An 18,587-nucleotide genomic window follows, 5' to 3' on the forward strand; every position below is an offset into this window, starting at 1 on the left:
ACAGTGTCGGCAACGTCCCTTCATGGGAGGTGCCGCGGACTTGGACTTTCAGAAGGCGACGGTCGCCCCGACGAAGATCGTCCGCCCGAGCGGATCATAGACACCGGGATAGGTATTGCCATTGCCGAAGCTCGCCAGAATCCCCTGCGCGATGGCGGGCGGGTCCTTGTCGAGCAGATTGTTCACGCCCGCGCGGAGCGTCAGCCCCTTGGTGAAGTTGACCGTCGTCGCGAGATCGAAATAGCTGTACGCGGGGATCTTGCTGTTGATGATGCTGCCTTGGCCATTCAGGAACGCATTGTCCGACAAGCTCGAAAGCGTGACGCTGTCGAGATAGCGCCATGCGAGCGACAGCGTGGCCTTCTCCTTCCCCGGGATCATCCAGGTGGTGCGCAACTGATGGCGCCACGTCGGCGACGGCTCGCCGCAGGTATAGCCGTACAGGCCCTTGCAATTGTACGTCCCGAGCCCTGGCAGCGGCTCGGTCGAAAGGTCGAGCAGGAAGGTGCCGACAAGGTCGAGGTTGACCTTGCCGAAACGGTTGAGGTCGAGCGTGTAGCTGCTCGTGATGTCGAGGCCCGACGTCTGGAGCGAGCCGGTATTGATCGTGGTGCCGACGACGTAACCGTTATTGCCGAACAGCACGCCGCTGCGCGGATCGCGGTGGAACAGCCCGCAATAATAAGGGTCGCCGGTCGAGGCGCATTGGCTGATCGTCAGCGAAGGCGAAATCGTGCTGATGTAATCGGTCACCTTGATGTTGAAATAATCGAGCGACAGCGTGAAGGTGCGCAGCATCCGCGGGGTCAGCACCAGACCGATCGTGTAGGTGTCGGCCTGTTCGGGTTTCACATCGCGATTGCCGCCATATTGCTGCACGCAGACCCCCGCCGGGCATTCGGGAATGTTGCCATATTGTGCCGCCGTCACGCCGGTGCGCTGGCAGACCGTGAGCGATGCCGCCGGGCTGGAGCCGGCGCACGGATCGGTCGCGGTCACGTTGCCAAGGCTGACCGCGCCGAACAGTTCGCTGATGTTGGGCGCGCGGAAGGCATGATTGTAGCTCGCGCGCAATCGCAGGTCGCTGCTCGGTGCCCAGGACAGTTCGCCTTTGTACGTCAGCGCGTGGAAATCGGATTTGAAGCCGGTCGAATCCTGTTGGTTATGGTAGGTCGAATAGCGTGCGCCGCCGTTGATCGTCAGCGCCTTGGCGAAGGGCAGGTTCGACAGGATCGGTATCTCGAGCTCGCCATAGCCTTCGTTCACGGTGATCGTGCCGTCGGAGCCGACATAGCCGTTCTGGATCGCAATCGCGTCGCCGCTGGCGCTCAGCGTCTCGCGGCGATGCTCGGCACCCAGTGCGATGCCGATGCCGCGATCGGCCCAGGGGATCTGAATGCCATATTGCCCGAGGTCCCCGTTGATCGTGCCCGAAACCACCGTCTGTGTATTGCGACTTTGCGTCGAGCTGTTCGAAAAGAGATAGGGCAGGGCGGTGGCGCTGATCGCGCCGGCGGCGAACACGTCGATCGGCAGGCAGGTCTTGTCCGTTCCGTCGATCACCGACTGGCAGGTGGGGGTGCCGTTGACGTTGACGACGTTGAGCGCGCGCTGCGCCTTCACGTTGTCGACATTGTTCATATAGGTCTCGTTGTACCGCACCAGCGACCGCAGATAGTTGACGTCGTAGCTGAAGCCCTTCGCGAAACTGCCGCGCACGCCGGCCGTGTAGCGGAAATCCTCATGCCGTAGATCGTCGCGGCGCGGGGTGGTCAGGCGCAGACCGATAAACGTGTCTTCGGTCTGCGCGGTGCCAGCGGCTGCGCCGCACAAGGTGGTGGCCTGGCTCGCCGACAGAAACGGATTGTTGCAAGGGATCGTAAAGGTCGTGCCCTGGAACAGCGCGGACGGTGCCGCCTGTGAAAAGGTACGGTCGTTCATATACATGAAGCTGCCGTAGATCTCGGCAAGCGAGCTCAGCTTGAACTTGGCGAAAGCGCCTGCCGTGTAGCGCGTGTCGGAGCGCTGGAAATAATTGGTCGGCGAGTAATTGTACGCGAAGCTCGAATCGTAGGGTACCCAAGTGTGCTTGCCGTCCTTGGTATTGTCGAGCGTCTTGCCCTTGTTCGGGCCGGTCAGCAATGTGAACAGGCCGTAGGCGTTGTTGCTGGAACCGCCGCATTTCAGGTTGGTCCCCGCATCATCCACGGGGTCGAGCGCGCATGCCGAAACGTCACGTGAATCCTGGGTTACCGGCTGCGCCGTGCGATAGCCGCCATAAACGGTGATGTTGCCGCGCCCGTCCGCGAAATTCTTGCCGAAGCTCGCATTGACGTCGGTCTTGCCGCCGTCGAACACGGTGCCCGGCGCTTGCGGATAGCCCTTGGTGTTGACCAGGCCATGAAGATAACCGTTGCCGTTGTCATGTTGGTTGAAGCTGCTTTGCGCGTCGATCCGAACGCCGTCGAGATTGTCGCGCAAGACGAAATTGACGACGCCCGACAAAGCGTCCGACCCGTATACTGCGGAGGCACCCCCGGTGACGACGTCGATGCGCTGGACCAGAGACGACGGCACGAAATTCACATCGATCGCCTGCTGCGGCAACATTCTCTGGCCGTTCAGCAGGATCAGCACGCGGCCGGCCCCGAGGTTGCGCAAATTGATGTTCGACGTGCCGTCAGACCCGTTCGAGACGTTCTCGTTCGCATCGGCGGTGAATTGCGGAAGCTTGTTGAGCACGCTCTCGACGCTCGTCGCGCCCTGATAGCGGATCTCGGCTTCACCGACCATCGTAAGCGGGCTGTTGCTGGTCAAATCGCGGCGTTTGATGCGGGTGCCGGTGACCACGATGTCGCTGCTTTCGGGCGTGGCCACGGTCTGCTCTGCCGTCGTCGGCGCAGCGGCGATTTGCGCATAAGCGCTGGTCGACAGCAATGCGGATACCGATGCAGCGAGAGCTGCTCCCCGGCGGGAGTTGCGAATGGTCATAAATACCCCTGATTGGCCCTTTGCCTTCAGGCGAATGCACCACGCTCGCGGGGGTATGTCAAATATAATATACGATATTCGGTATTCAAAAGTCTCTGCGTTTCGCAAGGGTCTGACGTTACACGTTAAAAGATTGCATATAAAATACCGTATACCCTAGGGTGAAGGTTAGGATGTTGCGGAGGGTGCGATGGTTGAGGATGCGCGAAAGAGTGAGCGATGCGCCGAGCGAGCGCCCGAACGCTGCCCGACATTCGATGGCGGTTGTCCAGCATGACGTCTGTCGGCAATCGCCCCGCGACCGATGACACCAGCCGGTTTGGAGTGTCGGAGACGCCTACCGACGCCAGGACCGTGCTCGGCCATCCGCGCGGCCTCTTTGTCCTGTTTTTCGCCGAAATGTGGGAACGCTTTTCCTATTACGGCATGCGCGCGATCCTGATCTTTTACCTGACCAAGCACTTTCTGTTCGCGAAGGATCATTCGTACGCCGTTTATGGCACCTACACCTCACTGGTCTACATAACCCCAGTGATCGGAGGTTATCTGGCCGATCGCTTTCTCGGTGCGCGCAAGGCGGTGCTCGCGGGGGGTGTCTTCATCGTCACCGGCCATTTGCTGATCGCGCTGCTCGAAGGGCCGGCCGGAGCACAGGGCTTGTATTTGAACGGTTTCTATCTCGGTCTTGCCGCGATCGTGGTCGGAACGGGCTTTCTCAAGGCGAACGTGTCGGTCCTGGTTGGCGAGCTGTATGCGCGTGGAGATCGGCGGCGCGACGGCGCTTTCTCGATCTTCTATATGGGGATCAACCTCGGCGCGTGGGTTGGGCCGATCCTGATCGGTATCCTCGGGGAGACGGTCGGCTGGAGTTATGGTTTCGGTGCGGCGGGCATCGGTATGCTGATCGGGCTCGTCGCGTTTGTGGTGTTTCAAAAGGATCTGCGCGGCGCGGGTCGGCCGCCCGGCGCGTTGCGCGGCGCGCCCGTGTTTGCCGGGCTTTCGCTCGAACCGCTAATCTATCTCGGGGGTATCGGTGCGGTCGGCGTCGTGTGGTGGTTGATCCGATCGCAAGGCGCGGTCGGGATTCTGCTGATTGGCTTTGCGGTGCTGACGGTTGGCTATATCGTCTGGCGGTCGGTGTACACCTTGCCACGGGTCGAGCGCGATCGCGTTTTTGCTGCGCTGTTTCTCGTCGCGCTGAGCCCGCTCTTCTGGGCGTTGTTCGAACAGGCCGGATCCTCGCTCAACGTTTTCACCGACGAACGCGTCGATCGGATGCTGTTCGGCTATCAGATCCCGGCGGCGGTCTTTCAGTCGATCAACTCGGCTTTCATCATCGTGCTTGCGCCGCTGTTTGGATGGGGGTGGGCCATGTTGGCGCGTCGGCGGCTGGAGCCCAACGTGCCGCTCAAATTTGGGATCGGGCTGATCCTGGTCGGGCTCGGTTTCCTGGTGTTGGTTGCCGGCGCGGCACCGCGCGGTGCGCTGACCCCCGCGCTGTTCATCGTGCTGGTCTATCTGTTCCACGCGATGGGCGAATTGTGCTTCTCGCCGATCGGCCTGTCGTCGATGACTCGATTGTCCGTTACGCGAATGACGGGCTTGATGATGGGAACCTGGTTCCTGTCGACAGCGGCGGGGAATTTCATCGCCGCCTTGATCGCCCAAACGACTGGTGCCGCAAGCGCGGGCCCGGATACCATCCTGAATGTCTATACGAGGATCGGTGGATTTTCGATCGTAGTCGGTCTGGGGGTCGCGGCGCTCAGCCCATTGGTCGTGCGTCTGATGCACCTCGATACGATCGCGGACACGTCGAACGTGGCCGATACCGTAGCGGTTTAAGCGGAAAAGGCATCGCCGCAGCCTTGAATCACAAGGCGCAAATTGCGACTTGTATACTTTATATCGTATGTCATAACTCTGTCATGGGACGTGTGGCGAAAGGGCCAGGCGAAGGACCTTGAGGGGAAAATCGGCATGCGAATGAAAGTTGTTCTAACGCTCACCTGCTGCATGGCGGCACTATCGGCCACGTGTCCCGTGGCTGCTGCCGCAGCCATCGCACCTTCGGCTATCACGCAAGACGCCGCTTCAGCCGCGCCGCTTAGCAAAGCCGAGCGGATCGCCGCTCGGCGCAAAGCGCGCGCAGAACGCGAGGCCGCGCGCCGCCGCGGCAAAGCGGTGCAGCAAGCCGTTGCGGCCGGTGCCGATTCGGCAACCTATAAAGGCGAAGGCGGCAACGACATCGTCGTCGTCGGCCTGCGCGCCAGCCTGAAGTCGGCGCGCGACCGCAAGCGCAACTCCAAGCAGATCGTCGATTCGGTCGATGCCGAGGACGCCGGCAAGCTGCCCGACAATAACGTACCGGAAGCGCTTGCACGTGTTTCGGGCGTGCAGATCGACCGCGCACACGGCGAAGGCCAGAACGTCACGATCCGCGGCTTGGGCGATGTGCAGACGACGATCAATGGCTTCGAGGCGGCAAGCGCCGGGTCGCGTGCGCTCAATCTCGCGGACATTCCGGCCGAATTGCTGAAGTCGGTGCAGGTCTACAAGACCCGCAGCGCCGATCAGATCGAAGGCGGCATCGCCGGAACGGTGAACGTCGAACTCCGTCGGCCGCTCGATCTAAAGAAGGGGCTGACCGTCGCGGGGAGCTTTCGCGAGACCTTCTCCGACATCGGCAACACCAAGAGCCCCTATGCCAGCTTGCTGTTGGCCGACCGCTTCGACACGCCGATCGGCGAGATGGGCTTCCTGCTCAACGGCTCCTATACCAAGAACAATTACAATGAGAATTATGTCGCGGCGGAATCGCCGTTGCCGATCGGCATCTATGTCGGCAGCCCGGTCTATAACGCGCAGTCGGCGAGCCTGAAGAACACCATCATTCCCTACGCCGTCACTTATGGCGTCGAGTCCGGTTCGGTTGAGCGCCCATCGCTCAATGCTTCGTGGCAATGGAAAGCGAACGACCATCTCGATTTCGTGCTCGAAGGATCATATTTCGGCGCACGCGAAACCAATTACAGCGATTATCTGAAGGTGCAGACGAACGTCGATACCGGCGTCTATTCGGATATCGTGACCAATCCGGACGGCACGATCCGCTCGGTGACCTATTCGACGCCGTCCACCGGCGGGCTTCCGGGCGGTCCATTGAGCCTTTACCAGAAGCGCAAGACCGACGGCTACACCACCAACTTCGAGACCCACTGGCACAGCGACAAGGTCCAGATCAATTTCGGCGCACAGTATAATTGGTCGAAGACCTCGGTCTATTTTGTGCAGCAGCAGTACCACTTCCCGGTCGGGACGTCGGTGCATACCGACTTCAACTCCGCAAATGTTCCTGGCGGCGGTCCCTATGTGACCTTCCTTGGAACCGACTTGAGCAATCCCGCCAATTACAAGCTGTTCCAGGTACATGATCAGAACGGTACCAACAGCGACACGATGTTCGCAACCAACCTCGATTTCACAGTCAAGACGAGCGACGAAGGCCTGCTGCGATCGGTCCAGTTCGGCACGCGCTTCACGAAACGGACATCGGGATACGTCTATGGGTATCGCGATGCGTTCTTCAGCAATGTGACGACAGGGCCATCGCTTACGACGGTGGGAAGCCAAACCGGCATCGGAACAGTCGCGACGACGCCCGATATCAGCGGTGCGGGCCAAATCCCGACCTGGTATCATCTCAATGACGCCCAGTATTACAACAACTTCACCGCCGTGCGAAATTACATCATCGCCAACGGCGCGGACCTGGCTGGAGCGGACTGGACCAAGGCGGAGCCCGGCGCGACCGATCTCGGTTCGGGCTTTGCCGAAACCGAGCGGACGTTTGCAGCGTACAGCCAGGGCAATTATGCGTTCAAGGCGGCGGGCATCCCGATCGACGGCACGTTCGGCCTTCGTTTCGTCAACACCTGGGGCACAGCGGCCAGCGCGCAGAATGCCTATCAATTGGGTGCTGACGGCAAGATCCTGAAGAATGCGAATGGTCAGGCCGTTTACAATACGGTCGTGACGAGCGTTGGCAGCAAGGGCAATTATGTGGACTTGCTGCCAAGCGCCACCGGCGTTTTGCACTTCACGCCGACGCTGCAATTGCGCCTGTCATACACCCACAACGTGCAGCGGCCGGATTTTTACTCGCTCCGCAACTTCAGGGAATTGCGCGATGCGATCGCGAGCCCGACCGGGACGGTCTATGCCGGAAATCCCGCGCTCAAGCCGGTCCAGGAAAACAACTATGACGCCTCGCTCGAATATTATTTCGGCAAAGGCGGCCTGGTGTCACTGGGCACCTTCCTGAAGAATCAGACCGGGTTTATCTATACCGTTCGAGCATCGGAGTACGTGCCCGAGGTCAACGCGATCCATCCGGTCGAGCAACCGCGCAATGCCGGGCCGGGCAAGACCTTCGGTCTTGAAGCGCAGGTGAATACGTTCTTCGATTTCCTGCCCGGCTTCGCCAAGCACTTCGGCGTGAACGCGAACTTTACCTATCTGCCCGTGGCGACGCTGGATTTGGCGGGAGACATTCCGGATGTGCCGCATGGCCGCGACGCGCCGTTCACCTCCAAATATTCCGGGAACATCGCGTTATTGTATGACACGCCGGTACTGAGCGGACGCCTCGCGTATAACTATCGTTCGTCCTACAAGACCTATGCCGATTATGTTAATCCAGGCTATTCGGTCTATTCGGCAGATACGTCGCGCCTCGATGCCGCGATCAACGTTACGCCGGTCAAGTTCATGACCTTGAGCGTCGAAGGAACGAACCTTCTGCACAACAATGTCAGGACCTATTTCGGTGCGTATAATGCATTGCCAGTCGGCGCGCGCCAGCAGGCACGCGTGATTCAGGCGGGTGCCCGGTTCCGCTTCTGATCATTGGCTTCTATGGTTGCTGGGAAGGACCGCGACGCAAGTCGCGGTCCTTTTCGTATGGGCGGCGCATGCGCGACCGGCGTGGAAACAGACCATGTATCGGCGGAGCGAAATCGCGGCCAATGCACGTTGACGGGGTCTGAGTGCGCGCGGCAAAATGCCGGCGGGGCAGGGGCCCCGCCGGCATTTGCGTTCCTCTTGTCCGGACTCAGTGCGGCGTGAGCGTTACGGTCGTCTGACCGGCAGAGAGGGGAATGGTCCGGCCGCCGCGTGTATCGGTGCCCGCGTCGGTGGTATAAGCGCGGCCGCCCTTTGTGGTCGTTTCGACGAACAGGCGTGCTGCGGGGGTGGCGGTGGTGGCGGGGTCGAGCGTCAGCGTGATCGTGCCGGTCTTGGGCGTATAGCGCGCGGTGGCGATCTTGCCAGCCTCGAGCGTGATCCATGTCCCCGCAGGCGCGACGAACAGGCGTGCGCGCGCGCCGTCCTTCGGCATGACGCTGACCGAGTCCGCCGCCTTGGTAAGATTGCCGCCATAAGCCAGCCAGCCGAAGGTCGGGTCCTCGACCAGATAGGTCGCGGCGGCATAAGCATGGCCGAAAAAGCCCATGCCATAATCGCCGGTATAGGGGTCCCACCCCATCCGGTCGGGCCAGCTGTGGAAGGCCGCGGACCCGAAGCCGTCGCGATCGATATTGGTGATTCCGCCCATCATGCCGCCATAGGCGACGCGCAGCAGGTGCGTGTCGGCTGGGTTGGCGCGATAGGCATCGAACAGCGGGACGGCGTTGAGCGCCGAACCATAATGGTGGATTTGCCGCTCGATCCGCGGATATTTGCCGCCGTAGAGGAAATCCCAATAGCGCCGGGCATTGCCGTTATAGCCCCAGCTCGGGATCGTCGGATCATAACCGAGGATCGCGTCGCGCGTGGTGTCCGCCTGCGGCTGATAGCCGAAATAGCGCATCCAGGCGTAGACTTCGGGCTGGCCGGTCGAATCCCACGCCATTTCGCTGCCGAAGGGATATTGTAACGTCTTCCAATGGTCGGCGCGGCCTTTCATCAGCGCTTCCATATTGGTCGCTTCGGCGGTCATCCCCTCGCGCTTCAGGTCTTTCAGGATGTCGACGAACACGTCGCCCTCCATCAGGCCGAACTGCGTGTAATAAGGCGCATCGCGCATCATCGCGGTGACGGTGCCATAGGCATGGTCGAGATACCATTTCCAGTCGTGCGCTGTCACGAGCCCGGGATGGTTGCGCGCGAGCCGATAGAGCACCCAGTGCCCGATCGCGACGTGCGGGTAATTGTAGGCGCGGCCGAGATCGTCGGCATCCTTGTGCGACCACGACGTCCAGTTCCGCCAATTCTCGGTCGGATCGTAATAGCCGGGATGTTCCTTGGGGTCATAATAGAAGATGCTCTTCTTGACCGCACCGGCATGGTCGCCGCTGGCAATTTGCAGCGTGCCGACAACGGTTTCGTCGACCAGCGCCTCAAGCTTGGCGACCTCGGTCGCATCGGGATTGTCGAGCTGCTTCATCATCGCCGCGACCCAGCTGCCCGCGCCGCCTTCGTCGCTCATCCCCGAAATCCACACGCGTGGTTCCTGCGTCAGGATCTTGCCCGCTTCCTTGTCGTAGGACAGGATCGCGGGGGCGCGGTGGAACGGGTCGGTCTTGTCGTCATACCATTGCCTGGTGGTGGTGAAGCGGCCGATATCGGCCATCACCTGGTCGAGCGGCTTGGTGATGTCGTAGCTGACCGTCTGCACCGTGCCATCCGCATAGGTGATGCTGAGCCGCGCCGGGCCCCAGCCACGCGCCTGCACGTCATAGCGCGCCCAGCCTTTGGCAGCCGCAGTCGGCGTGGCGATCAGCGCACCTGCCGGGAAGGATTCGATCCTGGCGACCTTGCTGCCATATTTCAGGAAGAGCGCGGCGGTGAGATCGGTCGGCACGACATAGCCGGGAATGCCGACCGCGACCGGGCGGTGCTGCGCGGCGAGCGTGGTCTCGATGCCGCGAATATCGGGCGACTGCACGAAGCGCACGCCGACATCGCGGCGTTCGCCGGGGGCGAGCGTGATGCTGGTGGGCGCGTTCCATTGCGGCCCGGCCTTGCTCCATTCCTTGTCGGCATAGCCCTTTGACGCGATCGTCCAGTCGTAAAACCCTTCCGAGGTCTGGCTACGCTGGCTTTTCTCGGTGAAGGTCGTGCCCTTGGGGGCGGCGCGGTCCTGCGGGAGCGGGACATAGGCTTCGAGCGGGCTGTGCCCCTCGGGCAGGACAAGCAAAGCGGAGCCCTTTCCGCTCAGCCGGGTCACCTGGAGATAGCCTGCATCGCGCCCGATATAGGGATCGACGAAGCTCGCCTCGGCATGCGCCTGTTCGAGCGTGCGGTCATCGATGATGTTGTCGAACACCATCGGCATACCAAGCACGCCGATTTCGACCGGGGTCGGCGACGTGTTGACCAGCGTGAAGCGCAGCACGGGTGACCCGCCGACGTTGAGCCAGCGGCGTTCGACCCGCAGCGGCAGGCCATCGCCAAGCGAGGCGGTGATGTCGGCTGCGGCGAGCGTCGTGGGGTTGGTCGGCAATAGCGTGATCGCCTTGCGCCGATGCGCCGAGGCATAGTCGCGCCATTCCCCGCCAGGGGTGCGTAGCCGCAGGTTTATGTCGCCGACATGATTGTAGCCGTCGCCTTGCCGTTCCGGCTCGCGCTTGCCGGGGACGAAATCAAAGGTCGGATCGGCGAGCGGTGACAGGCCGGCAAGGGTCTGCGTGTCGTTGCGCAGAAGCAGTTGCAGATTGGCGACACGCACCGCCGTGGTGGCGATCGGCTGGTAGACCGGCTTGGGTGGTTGGGCGTCCTGCGCCATGACGCCGAGCGGAGTCGCGATCGCCAACGCCAGGAGCGAGACACGCAGCATGCGGGGAGGGAGCATCGAGTTTCTCACTGTTTGGCGGCGGCGGGCGCTGCTGGATGGGGGCTCTGGTCTTCAAACGCGGCGTCGGCAGGTGGTGCCTCGTCGAGGAGGTTGCGGACGAAATAATCGCGGAACTTGCGCCAGAAGAATGGCTGGGCGACGCGGTGCGTGGTGTTGGGCAGCACCACCATGTCGAAGCTGCGATGCGCCTGGATCAGCGCGTTGCCGAGCCGGAAACTCTCGGTAATCGGCACATTGTCGTCGATATCGCCGTGGATCAGCAACAATTTGCCCTTTAGGTTGCCCGCGACCGACATGTTGGAGTTGCGATCCCACACCGCCGGGTCTGGATTGCCCATCGTCACCTCGGGCCACCAGGCTTTGTCGAGCCGCAGATCGTGATTGCCCGACGATGAGACCGCGACCTTGAAGAAATCGGGGCGCCGGAGGATGAAGCGCGCCGCGTCATAGCCTCCGGCCGAGCCGCCATAGACGCCCACGCGCGTTGTATCGATATAGGGGTAGCGCGCCGCCATCTGGCGGATCATCGCGATGTGATCGTCGAGCCCGACCTCGCCGAGATTCTGGTACGCCGGCAAGCGGAACGCCTGACCGCGTTGCGACGTGCCGGTCGCATCGATCACCACGACGATCGCCCCAAGTTGCGCGACGCTGCCAGGCCCGTTCAGCAGCGTGTCGCCGAACGCACTCGGCACGACGTGCATGGTCGGACCGGTATAGACATTGTCGATGATCGGATAATGCCGCGTCGGATCGAAATGCGCCGGGCGATAGATCATCGCATAAAGCGGCGTCTTGCCGTCGGCGGCAAGCCCGCGAAACGGCTCGGGCATAGTGAAGCCGGTCGCGACCAGCGCTGACGCGTCGGCATGGCCGAGCTCGTAGAGGATGTGTCCGTCGCTGGTGTCGCGCACGACGGTGCGCGTCGGTACGGTCGGGCTCGACATCGCGTCGATTACGAACCGGCCATCGTCGGAGACGTGCAACTCATGCTCAAGGGGTTCGGGTGTGAGCAGGACTGGCTGGCTGCCGTCGAGCGTCACGCGGTACAGCGCGTGATAATAGGGGTTGCGGTCGGCTTCGCGGCCGACGCCGGTGAGCAGGATCGAGCGCTTCTCGCCATCGACATAATTGACCGACGTGACCTCCCAATTGCCCTTGGTCAGCGGTATGCCGCCATTGGGATCGTCGGGACGCACCAGGTAAAGCTGTGCCCACCCAGTACGCTCGGACACGTCGAGTTCGCCGCCCAGTTCGGGGGCTGGTTGCAGAAAGCTCGACGTCACCGTGACCAGCGGCTTCATGGCTTCGCGCGCGGTGATCGTCGATGCGCCGGTGACCGGGTCGGACAGGTAGACGACAATCTGGCCGTAGCCGCGCTCGACCCATTGCGAGCGGACCTTGCCCGCCGACCAGCTCAGATCGGGATCGGCCGGATAGAGCAGCGATTCGCTCGGGACTTGGAGGGGCACGATCTTTGCCTTGCGATGCTTCACCGCATCTTCGACGTCGATCACCAGGCGGCTGGCTTGCGGCAATTTCGCCGCGCCCGCGAGCGGATAAATGTAGGAGAAACTGCGCGGATAGAAGGCCCCGGGCGGCGTTTCCTGCGTCATCGTCAAGCGCTGCACGTCGGTCGTATCGAGCCGCCAGGTGAGGATGCGCTTGCTGTCGGGCGACCACCGTACCGACACCGGCAGCACGGGGTCTTCGGTGCCTTGCTTCAGGATTTCCGATAGTTCGGCGATGCCGCGACCGTAAGGTTTGTCGCGCGTGCCATCGGTGGTGAGCGCGACGCGGCGCTTGGTCCTGAGATCGACCGCGACCAAATTGTGATCCTCGGCAACGATGCGGAAGCGGCCGTCGGGCGAAACCGCATCGTCGCCCTTGGGCGAGGCCTTGACGGCCTCGGTCAGAGCGCCATCCTTGAACGTCCAGCGCTTGTCGAACGCGCCGAAACCGAGCACGCCTGTTGCCGGGTCATAGTCCGGAGCGTCCAGATATAGGCCGCTCGGTGGGCCCGATTTGCCGGTCGCGTTGGAAACAAGCCGCGCCAGTACGGCCTCGTTGATAACCGGACGTGCCTCGCGCGTTGCGAGATCGAGGAACAGGATATCGCGGGCGTCGGTCGGGCCGCGACGGAACAGCACGCCATTGCCGTTATTGATGAAGTGCGCGTCGAGATTCTGATCGACGATCAGCTTGCGCATGGCATCACCAAGGTAGCGGTCGGCCAATTGGTAGCGCTGTTCGATCGTCGGCAAAGGCGCGGGATTTGCGCGAGCCGCGATCGGTGCCAGCGCTACGCCGGTCAGCAGCGCTAGGTGCACAATGAGACGCCGATGAGTACGTGGTGACGATAGGCTTGGAGCAGGCACGGCGATCCCCTTTTGCGGCACGATACAGCAGGCATGTCACCACTCGTCAATAATATTATACGGTATATGATCGTGAAGGGCGGTGTTGGAATCGTCGGGCCGATCAACAGCATGGGAAGGGGCGTTCTGCGATTGACCTCTCTTTCCAACCGCCCTAATCGTATACCGTATTACAAGGGAGTGATCATGCAGGGCACGCGTCGCGAAGTGATGGCCGGAGCAAGCGCCTTGGCGCTGCTGGCTGGGCCAACCGCAGGGTTTGCCGCCCTCGCCGCAGGTTTGCCGCGCCGGGCCACGCCGTTTCCTTTGTCGGCGGTGCGCTTGCGCCCATCCGATTACGCGACTGCCGTCGAGGTCAACCGCGCCTATTTGCTGCGCCTCAGCGCGGATCGGTTACTGCACAATTTCCGTGCCTATGCCGGGCTCAAGCCCAAGGGTGAGGTCTATGGCGGCTGGGAGAGCGATACCATCGCCGGTCATACGCTTGGCCATTACATGTCGGCGCTGGTGCTGCTGCACGAACAGACCGGCGATGCGCAGGCGAAGGTGCGCGCCGACTATATCGTCGATGAGCTGGCGGAGGCGCAGGCGGCGCGCGGCAACGGCTATATTGGCGCGATGCAGCGCAAGCGGAAGGACGGCACGGTCGTCGATGCGATCGAGATCTTCCCGGAGATCATCAAGGGCGATATCCGCTCGGGCGGATTCGATCTCAACGGTGCTTGGTCACCTTTCTATACGGTGCACAAGCTGTTCGCAGGGCTGCTCGACGTGCATGCGAGCTGGGGCAATGCCAAGGCGCTCTCGGTCGCGACCGCTTTCGCCGGTTATTTCGAGCCGGTGTTCGCGGCACTCGACGACGCGCAGATGCAAACCATGCTCGGCACAGAATATGGCGGGCTTAACGAGAGTTTTGCCGAACTGTTCGCGCGGACCAAGGATCGCAAGTGGCTGGCGATCGCCGAGCGGCTGTACGACCGCAAGGTACTCGATCCGCTGACCGCCGGACAGGACAAGCTCGCCAATTTTCATGCCAACACCCAAGTGCCCAAGCTGATCGGGCTTGCGCGGATCCACGAATTGACCGGCGAACCGGCAAAGGCCGCTGCGCCGCGCTTCTTCTGGCAGGCGGTGACGCAGCATCACAGCTATGTGATCGGCGGCAATGCCGATCGCGAATATTTCTCCGAACCCGACAGCATCAGCCGCCACATTACCGAACAGACCTGCGAGCATTGCAACACCTACAACATGCTCAAGCTGACGCGACAATTGTATAGCTGGCAGCCCGATGGCGCGCTGTTCGATTATTACGAGCGCGCGCATCTCAACCACGTTATGGCGGCGCAGGATCCCAAGACCGCGGGGTTCACCTATATGACGCCGCTGCTGACGGGGGCGGTGCGCGGATACTCGACCTCCGCCGACGACGCGTTCTGGTGCTGTGTCGGCACGGGCATGGAAAGCCATGCCAAGCATGGCGAGTCGATCTTCTGGGAAGGGGAGGGTGCCTTGCTGGTGAACCTCTACATCCCCGCCGACGCGACGTGGCGCGCGCGCGGCGCGGCGCTGACGCTCGACACGCGCTATCCGTTCGAGCCGACCTCGACGTTGACGCTCGCCAAGCTCGCCCGCCCGGGTCGCTTCGCGATCGCGCTGCGCGTGCCCGGCTGGGCTGCGGGCAAAGCCGCGGTGCGCGTGAATGGCCAGCCGGTCACCCCGAGCTTCGCCAGCGGCTATGCGATCGTCGAGCGACGCTGGAAAGCGGGGGATACGGTCGCGATCACGCTGCCGCTCGAGCTGCGGATCGAGGCGGCGCCGGGCGACGACCGGACGGTCGCGATCCTGCGCGGGCCGATGGTTCTCGCCGCCGATCTCGGCACGACCGAGGGGGACTGGACGTCCCCCGATCCGGCGCTGGTCGGCACCGATCTGCTTGCCAGCTTCCGACCGAGCGCCACACCGGCGAGCTACACCACCAGCGGCGTCGTGCGGCCGGGCGACCTGAGTTTCGTGCCGTTCTACAAGCAATATGAACGGCGCAGCGCGGTGTATTTCAAACGCTTCTCCGAAGGCGAATGGAAGACCGAGCAAGCCGCGTTCGTCGCCGAGCAAGCGCGGCTCAAGGACATCGCCGCGCGGTCGGTCGACGTCGTCCATCTCGGCGAGATGCAGCCCGAGCATGATCACGGCCTGATCTCGGAGCTGTCCTTCCCGACAAGCTATCGCAACCGCAACGGGCGTGATGCGCGATCGGGCGGCTTCTTCGAATTCACGATGAAGGCAAAGCCCGGGCCGCTCGTGCTGCAGGCGACCTATTGGGGCGAGGAGCGAGGGCGCGATTTCGACATTCTGGTCGATAATGTGAAGATCGCGACCCAGCATCTTGGCGGCGACGTGCCGGGCAAGTTCATCGATATCGAATATCCGCTGCCACAGGCGCTGACCGACAAGAAAAGTGCGCTGAAGGTGCGCTTCGTACCGCACGACCGCAGTTCGGCGGGGCCGGTGTTTGGCGTGGTGCTGTTCACGGCCAAGCCCGGCACCGTCAAATGACCATCGCGACCGCGCCGGTCTCGGTGCGCATGACGCTGGCGGAGGTCCGTGCGCTCGCCCGGCGCGTGCTGCTTCAGGTCGGGCTGTCGGGCGATCACGCGCACGCTGTCGCGGAAACGATGGTGGCGGGTGAACGCGACGGCTGCACCTCGCACGGTCTGTACCGTCTGCTCGTCGCCGCCAAAAGCGTTCGTGCCGGGACAGTTGCGCCCGAGGCGATTCCGCTTCTGTCGGAGCCGGCCCGCGCGCTCGTGCGGGTCGATGGCGGCGGCGGCTTCGCCCAATTGGCCTTCGAAACGGGCCGCGCAATGCTTGTCGAAAAGGCGCAGCGTTACGGCATTGCCGCTCTGGCGCTCAATAATGTCGTGCATTTCGCCGCGCTCTGGCCCGAAATCGAATGGCTGGCAGAGAAAGGTCTCGTCGCGCTGGCCTGCACGCCGAGCCATGCCTGGGTCGCGCCTGCCGGCGGTACGCAGCCGGTGTTCGGCACCAATCCGATCGCCTTCGGCTGGCCCCGCCCCGGTCGGCTGCCGTTCGTCTTTGATCTGGCGACCAGCGCGGTGGCGCGCGGCGAAATCGAGCTGCATCGTCGTGCCGGTAAGCCGGTGCCCGACGATTGGGGGTATGACGCCGCAGGCCAGGCGACGACCGACGCCGAGGCCGTGCTCGCGGGGGCGATGCGCACCTTCGGCGGGCACAAGGGGTCGGCGCTGGCGGCGATGGTCGAGTTGATCGCCGGGCCGCTGATCGGCGACATGACCAGCGCGGAATCGCTCGCCGCCGACGGCGGCGCGGGCGGATCGCCGCTCGGGGGTGAGTTGATCGTGGCGATCGACCCGGCGGGTTTTCTCGGCGATCAGGTCGAGGCGCACCTTGCGCGGGCCGAAGGTATGTTTGCGGCGATCGAGGAGCAGGGCGCGCGCTTGCCCTCGCAACGCCGCTACGCAGCGCGCGCGCAGAGCATGGTGCACGGCGTCGATATTCCGGCGGCGTTGCTCGCCGACATCGATGCCCTGGTGGCAGGAGAATGAAGATGCGGCATGGCTGGTTACTCCTCGTGCTGCTTGGCACAGCGATGCCGATGGTGGCCGACGCGGCACCACGCAAGACGGCGGGCCGCGCCGTTTCCGCCGACGATCGGCTGAAGGCGATCTATACCGCTGAATATGCCTGGCGGCAGAAGATGCAGGGACCCGATGAGAACAGCCCGCCCGAAACCCAGGCCCATTTGCCCGATGTGGGCCCGAAGGCTCAGGCGGCAAAACTCGCGCGCTGGACCGAGACCGAGCGCCTGCTCGCCGCGATCCCGTTCGCGCAGTTATCGACAAAGGCAAAGGTCGATTACGCGGTCTATAAGGGACAGATCGACGCGCTGCTCGCCGAACAGACCTATCGCGATTACGAAAAGCCGCTCAATTCCGACACCAGCTTCTGGGGCGACGTCGCTGAAGGAGCACGCCGCAGCTTTCACACCGAGGCCGACTACCGCGCCTATATCGCGACCCTGCGCGAGCTGCCGGGCTATTTCGACGCGCAGATCGCCAATATGCGCGCCGGTCTCAAACGCGGGTTCACGCCGCCCCAAGTGACGCTGCAGGGCCGCGACATCGGCGTGGCGCAAGTCGCCGAAGCCAAGACGCTGGCCGACAACCCGCTCTATGCGCCCTTCGCGAGCTTCCCGGCGGCGATCCCGGCAGCGACCCAGGCCGCGCTGCGCAAAGACGGCGCGGCGGCGATCACAGAGGCAGCGGTGCCGGCGCACGCCAAGCTGCTCGCTTTCCTGCGAACAGACTATATTCCGGGTGCGCGCAAGACGCTGGCGGCATACGATCTGCCCGACGGCAAGGCCTATTATCAGTCGAAGATCCGCGAGTTCGTCACGCTCGACATCAGCCCCGACGCGATTCACGCGATTGGGGTGTCCGAGGTCGCCAAGATCCACGCGCAGATGCTCGACGTGCTGCGCCAGGTGAAGTTCGATGGCGACCTGCCCGCCTTCCTGCATTACCTGCGCACCGATCCGCGCTTCTACCCCAAGACCGCGCAGGATCTGCTCAACCGCGCCGCCTGGATCGCCAAGACCTTCGACGGCAAGGCAAGCGACTGGTTCGGGCATTTGCCGCGCAGCCGTTTCGCGATCAAGCCGGTGCCAGCCGACCTCGCGCCCTTCTACACCGGCGGGCGCGGCGGCCCCGGGATCTATCTGGTCAACACCTGGAACCTGCCCTCGCGGCCTTATTACCAGATGGTCGCGCTCACGCTCCATGAATCGGCACCGGGCCACGCCATGCAGATGCCGCTTGCCGCCGAAAATACCGGGTTGCCGCAATTCCGTCGCGACGCCTATCTCTCGGCGTATGGCGAGGGCTGGGCGCTGTATTGCGAGCAGCTCGGCGACGATATGGGGATGTATGACGATCCCTATGATCGCTTCGGCATGCTCAGCTACCAGATGTGGCGCGCGGCGCGGTTGGTCGTCGATACGGGGATCCATACGCAAGGCTGGTCGCGCGAGCGTGCGCAGCAGTTCCTGCACGACAATACCGCACTGTCCGATCACGAAATCGAAACCGAGGTCGATCGCTACATCGCCTGGCCGGGGCAAGCGCTGAGCTATTACATGGGGGAGCTGGCGTTTCGCAAAGCGCGCGCACACGCCGAGCAGGCGCTCGGGCCCAAGTTCAATGTGCGCGCGTGGCACGACGCGATGCTTGAGCTGGGTTCGGTGCCGCTCCCGGTGCTCGATGCGCGGACCGATCAACTGATCAAGGATGGCGGCAAAGGCCCCTATCCCCAAACGGAATGAC

8 protein-coding genes are annotated in these 18,587 nt (G+C 62.9%); 5 read left to right on the plus strand and 3 right to left on the minus strand.

Features of this window, described 5'->3' with window-relative positions:
- Window positions 1-48 precede the first annotated feature (48 nt).
- A complete protein-coding gene (locus ACP7BY_RS08660) occupies window positions 49-2,991 on the minus strand; it encodes a TonB-dependent receptor domain-containing protein (RefSeq protein ID WP_052192016.1) in 2,943 nt (980 codons plus the stop codon).
- A 273-nt stretch (window positions 2,992-3,264) separates the two neighbouring features.
- Here ACP7BY_RS08660 and ACP7BY_RS08665 point away from each other — a divergent pair, with 273 nt between their 5' ends.
- Entirely contained in the window at window positions 3,265-4,836 is a 1,572-nt protein-coding gene (locus ACP7BY_RS08665; RefSeq protein ID WP_249340795.1) for a peptide MFS transporter, read from the plus strand.
- Window positions 4,837-4,977: 141 nt separating this feature from the next.
- Window positions 4,978-7,896, plus strand: coding sequence for a TonB-dependent receptor (locus tag ACP7BY_RS08670; protein WP_171010446.1), 2,919 nt, complete (start codon window positions 4,978-4,980; stop codon window positions 7,894-7,896).
- Window positions 7,897-8,104: 208 nt separating this feature from the next.
- On the opposite strand, the gene ACP7BY_RS08675 is transcribed toward ACP7BY_RS08670, so the two are convergent.
- Both ACP7BY_RS08675 and ACP7BY_RS08680 read right to left on the minus strand, forming a co-directional pair.
- Complete coding sequence (locus ACP7BY_RS08675; protein ID WP_137902389.1) at window positions 8,105-10,843, minus strand: DUF5695 domain-containing protein; 2,739 nt, start codon at window positions 10,841-10,843, stop codon at window positions 8,105-8,107.
- An 8-nt stretch (window positions 10,844-10,851) separates the two neighbouring features.
- The gene (locus ACP7BY_RS08680; RefSeq protein ID WP_137902388.1) at window positions 10,852-13,176 is read right to left on the minus strand and encodes a S9 family peptidase; all 2,325 of its coding nucleotides are present in this window, start codon (window positions 13,174-13,176) and stop codon (window positions 10,852-10,854) included.
- Between the two features lie 234 nt (window positions 13,177-13,410).
- On the opposite strand from ACP7BY_RS08680, the gene ACP7BY_RS08685 reads away from it, so the two are divergent.
- From ACP7BY_RS08685 to ACP7BY_RS08695, 3 genes are read left to right on the plus strand one after another with little or no spacing between them, the layout of a single operon-like run.
- Window positions 13,411-15,780 carry a glycoside hydrolase family 127 protein gene (locus tag ACP7BY_RS08685; protein ID WP_033963466.1) on the plus strand — a complete coding sequence of 790 codons (2,370 nt, stop codon included), beginning with the start codon at window positions 13,411-13,413 and terminating at the stop codon, window positions 15,778-15,780.
- Entirely contained in the window at window positions 15,777-16,811 is a 1,035-nt protein-coding gene (locus tag ACP7BY_RS08690) for an Ldh family oxidoreductase (RefSeq protein ID WP_033963396.1), read from the plus strand. The genes ACP7BY_RS08685 and ACP7BY_RS08690 overlap by 4 nt, the downstream gene beginning before the upstream one ends.
- 2 nt (window positions 16,812-16,813) lie before the next feature.
- Window positions 16,814-18,586: a DUF885 domain-containing protein gene (locus ACP7BY_RS08695; protein ID WP_033963468.1), complete on the plus strand. Its 1,773-nt coding sequence runs from the start codon at window positions 16,814-16,816 to the stop codon at window positions 18,584-18,586.
- The last annotated feature ends 1 nt before the right edge of the window (window position 18,587 follow it).

This window comes from Sphingomonas sp. PSPC2-2 (assembly GCF_049897725.1).
In the GTDB taxonomy this organism is placed as follows: Bacteria; Pseudomonadota; Alphaproteobacteria; order Sphingomonadales; family Sphingomonadaceae; genus Sphingomonas.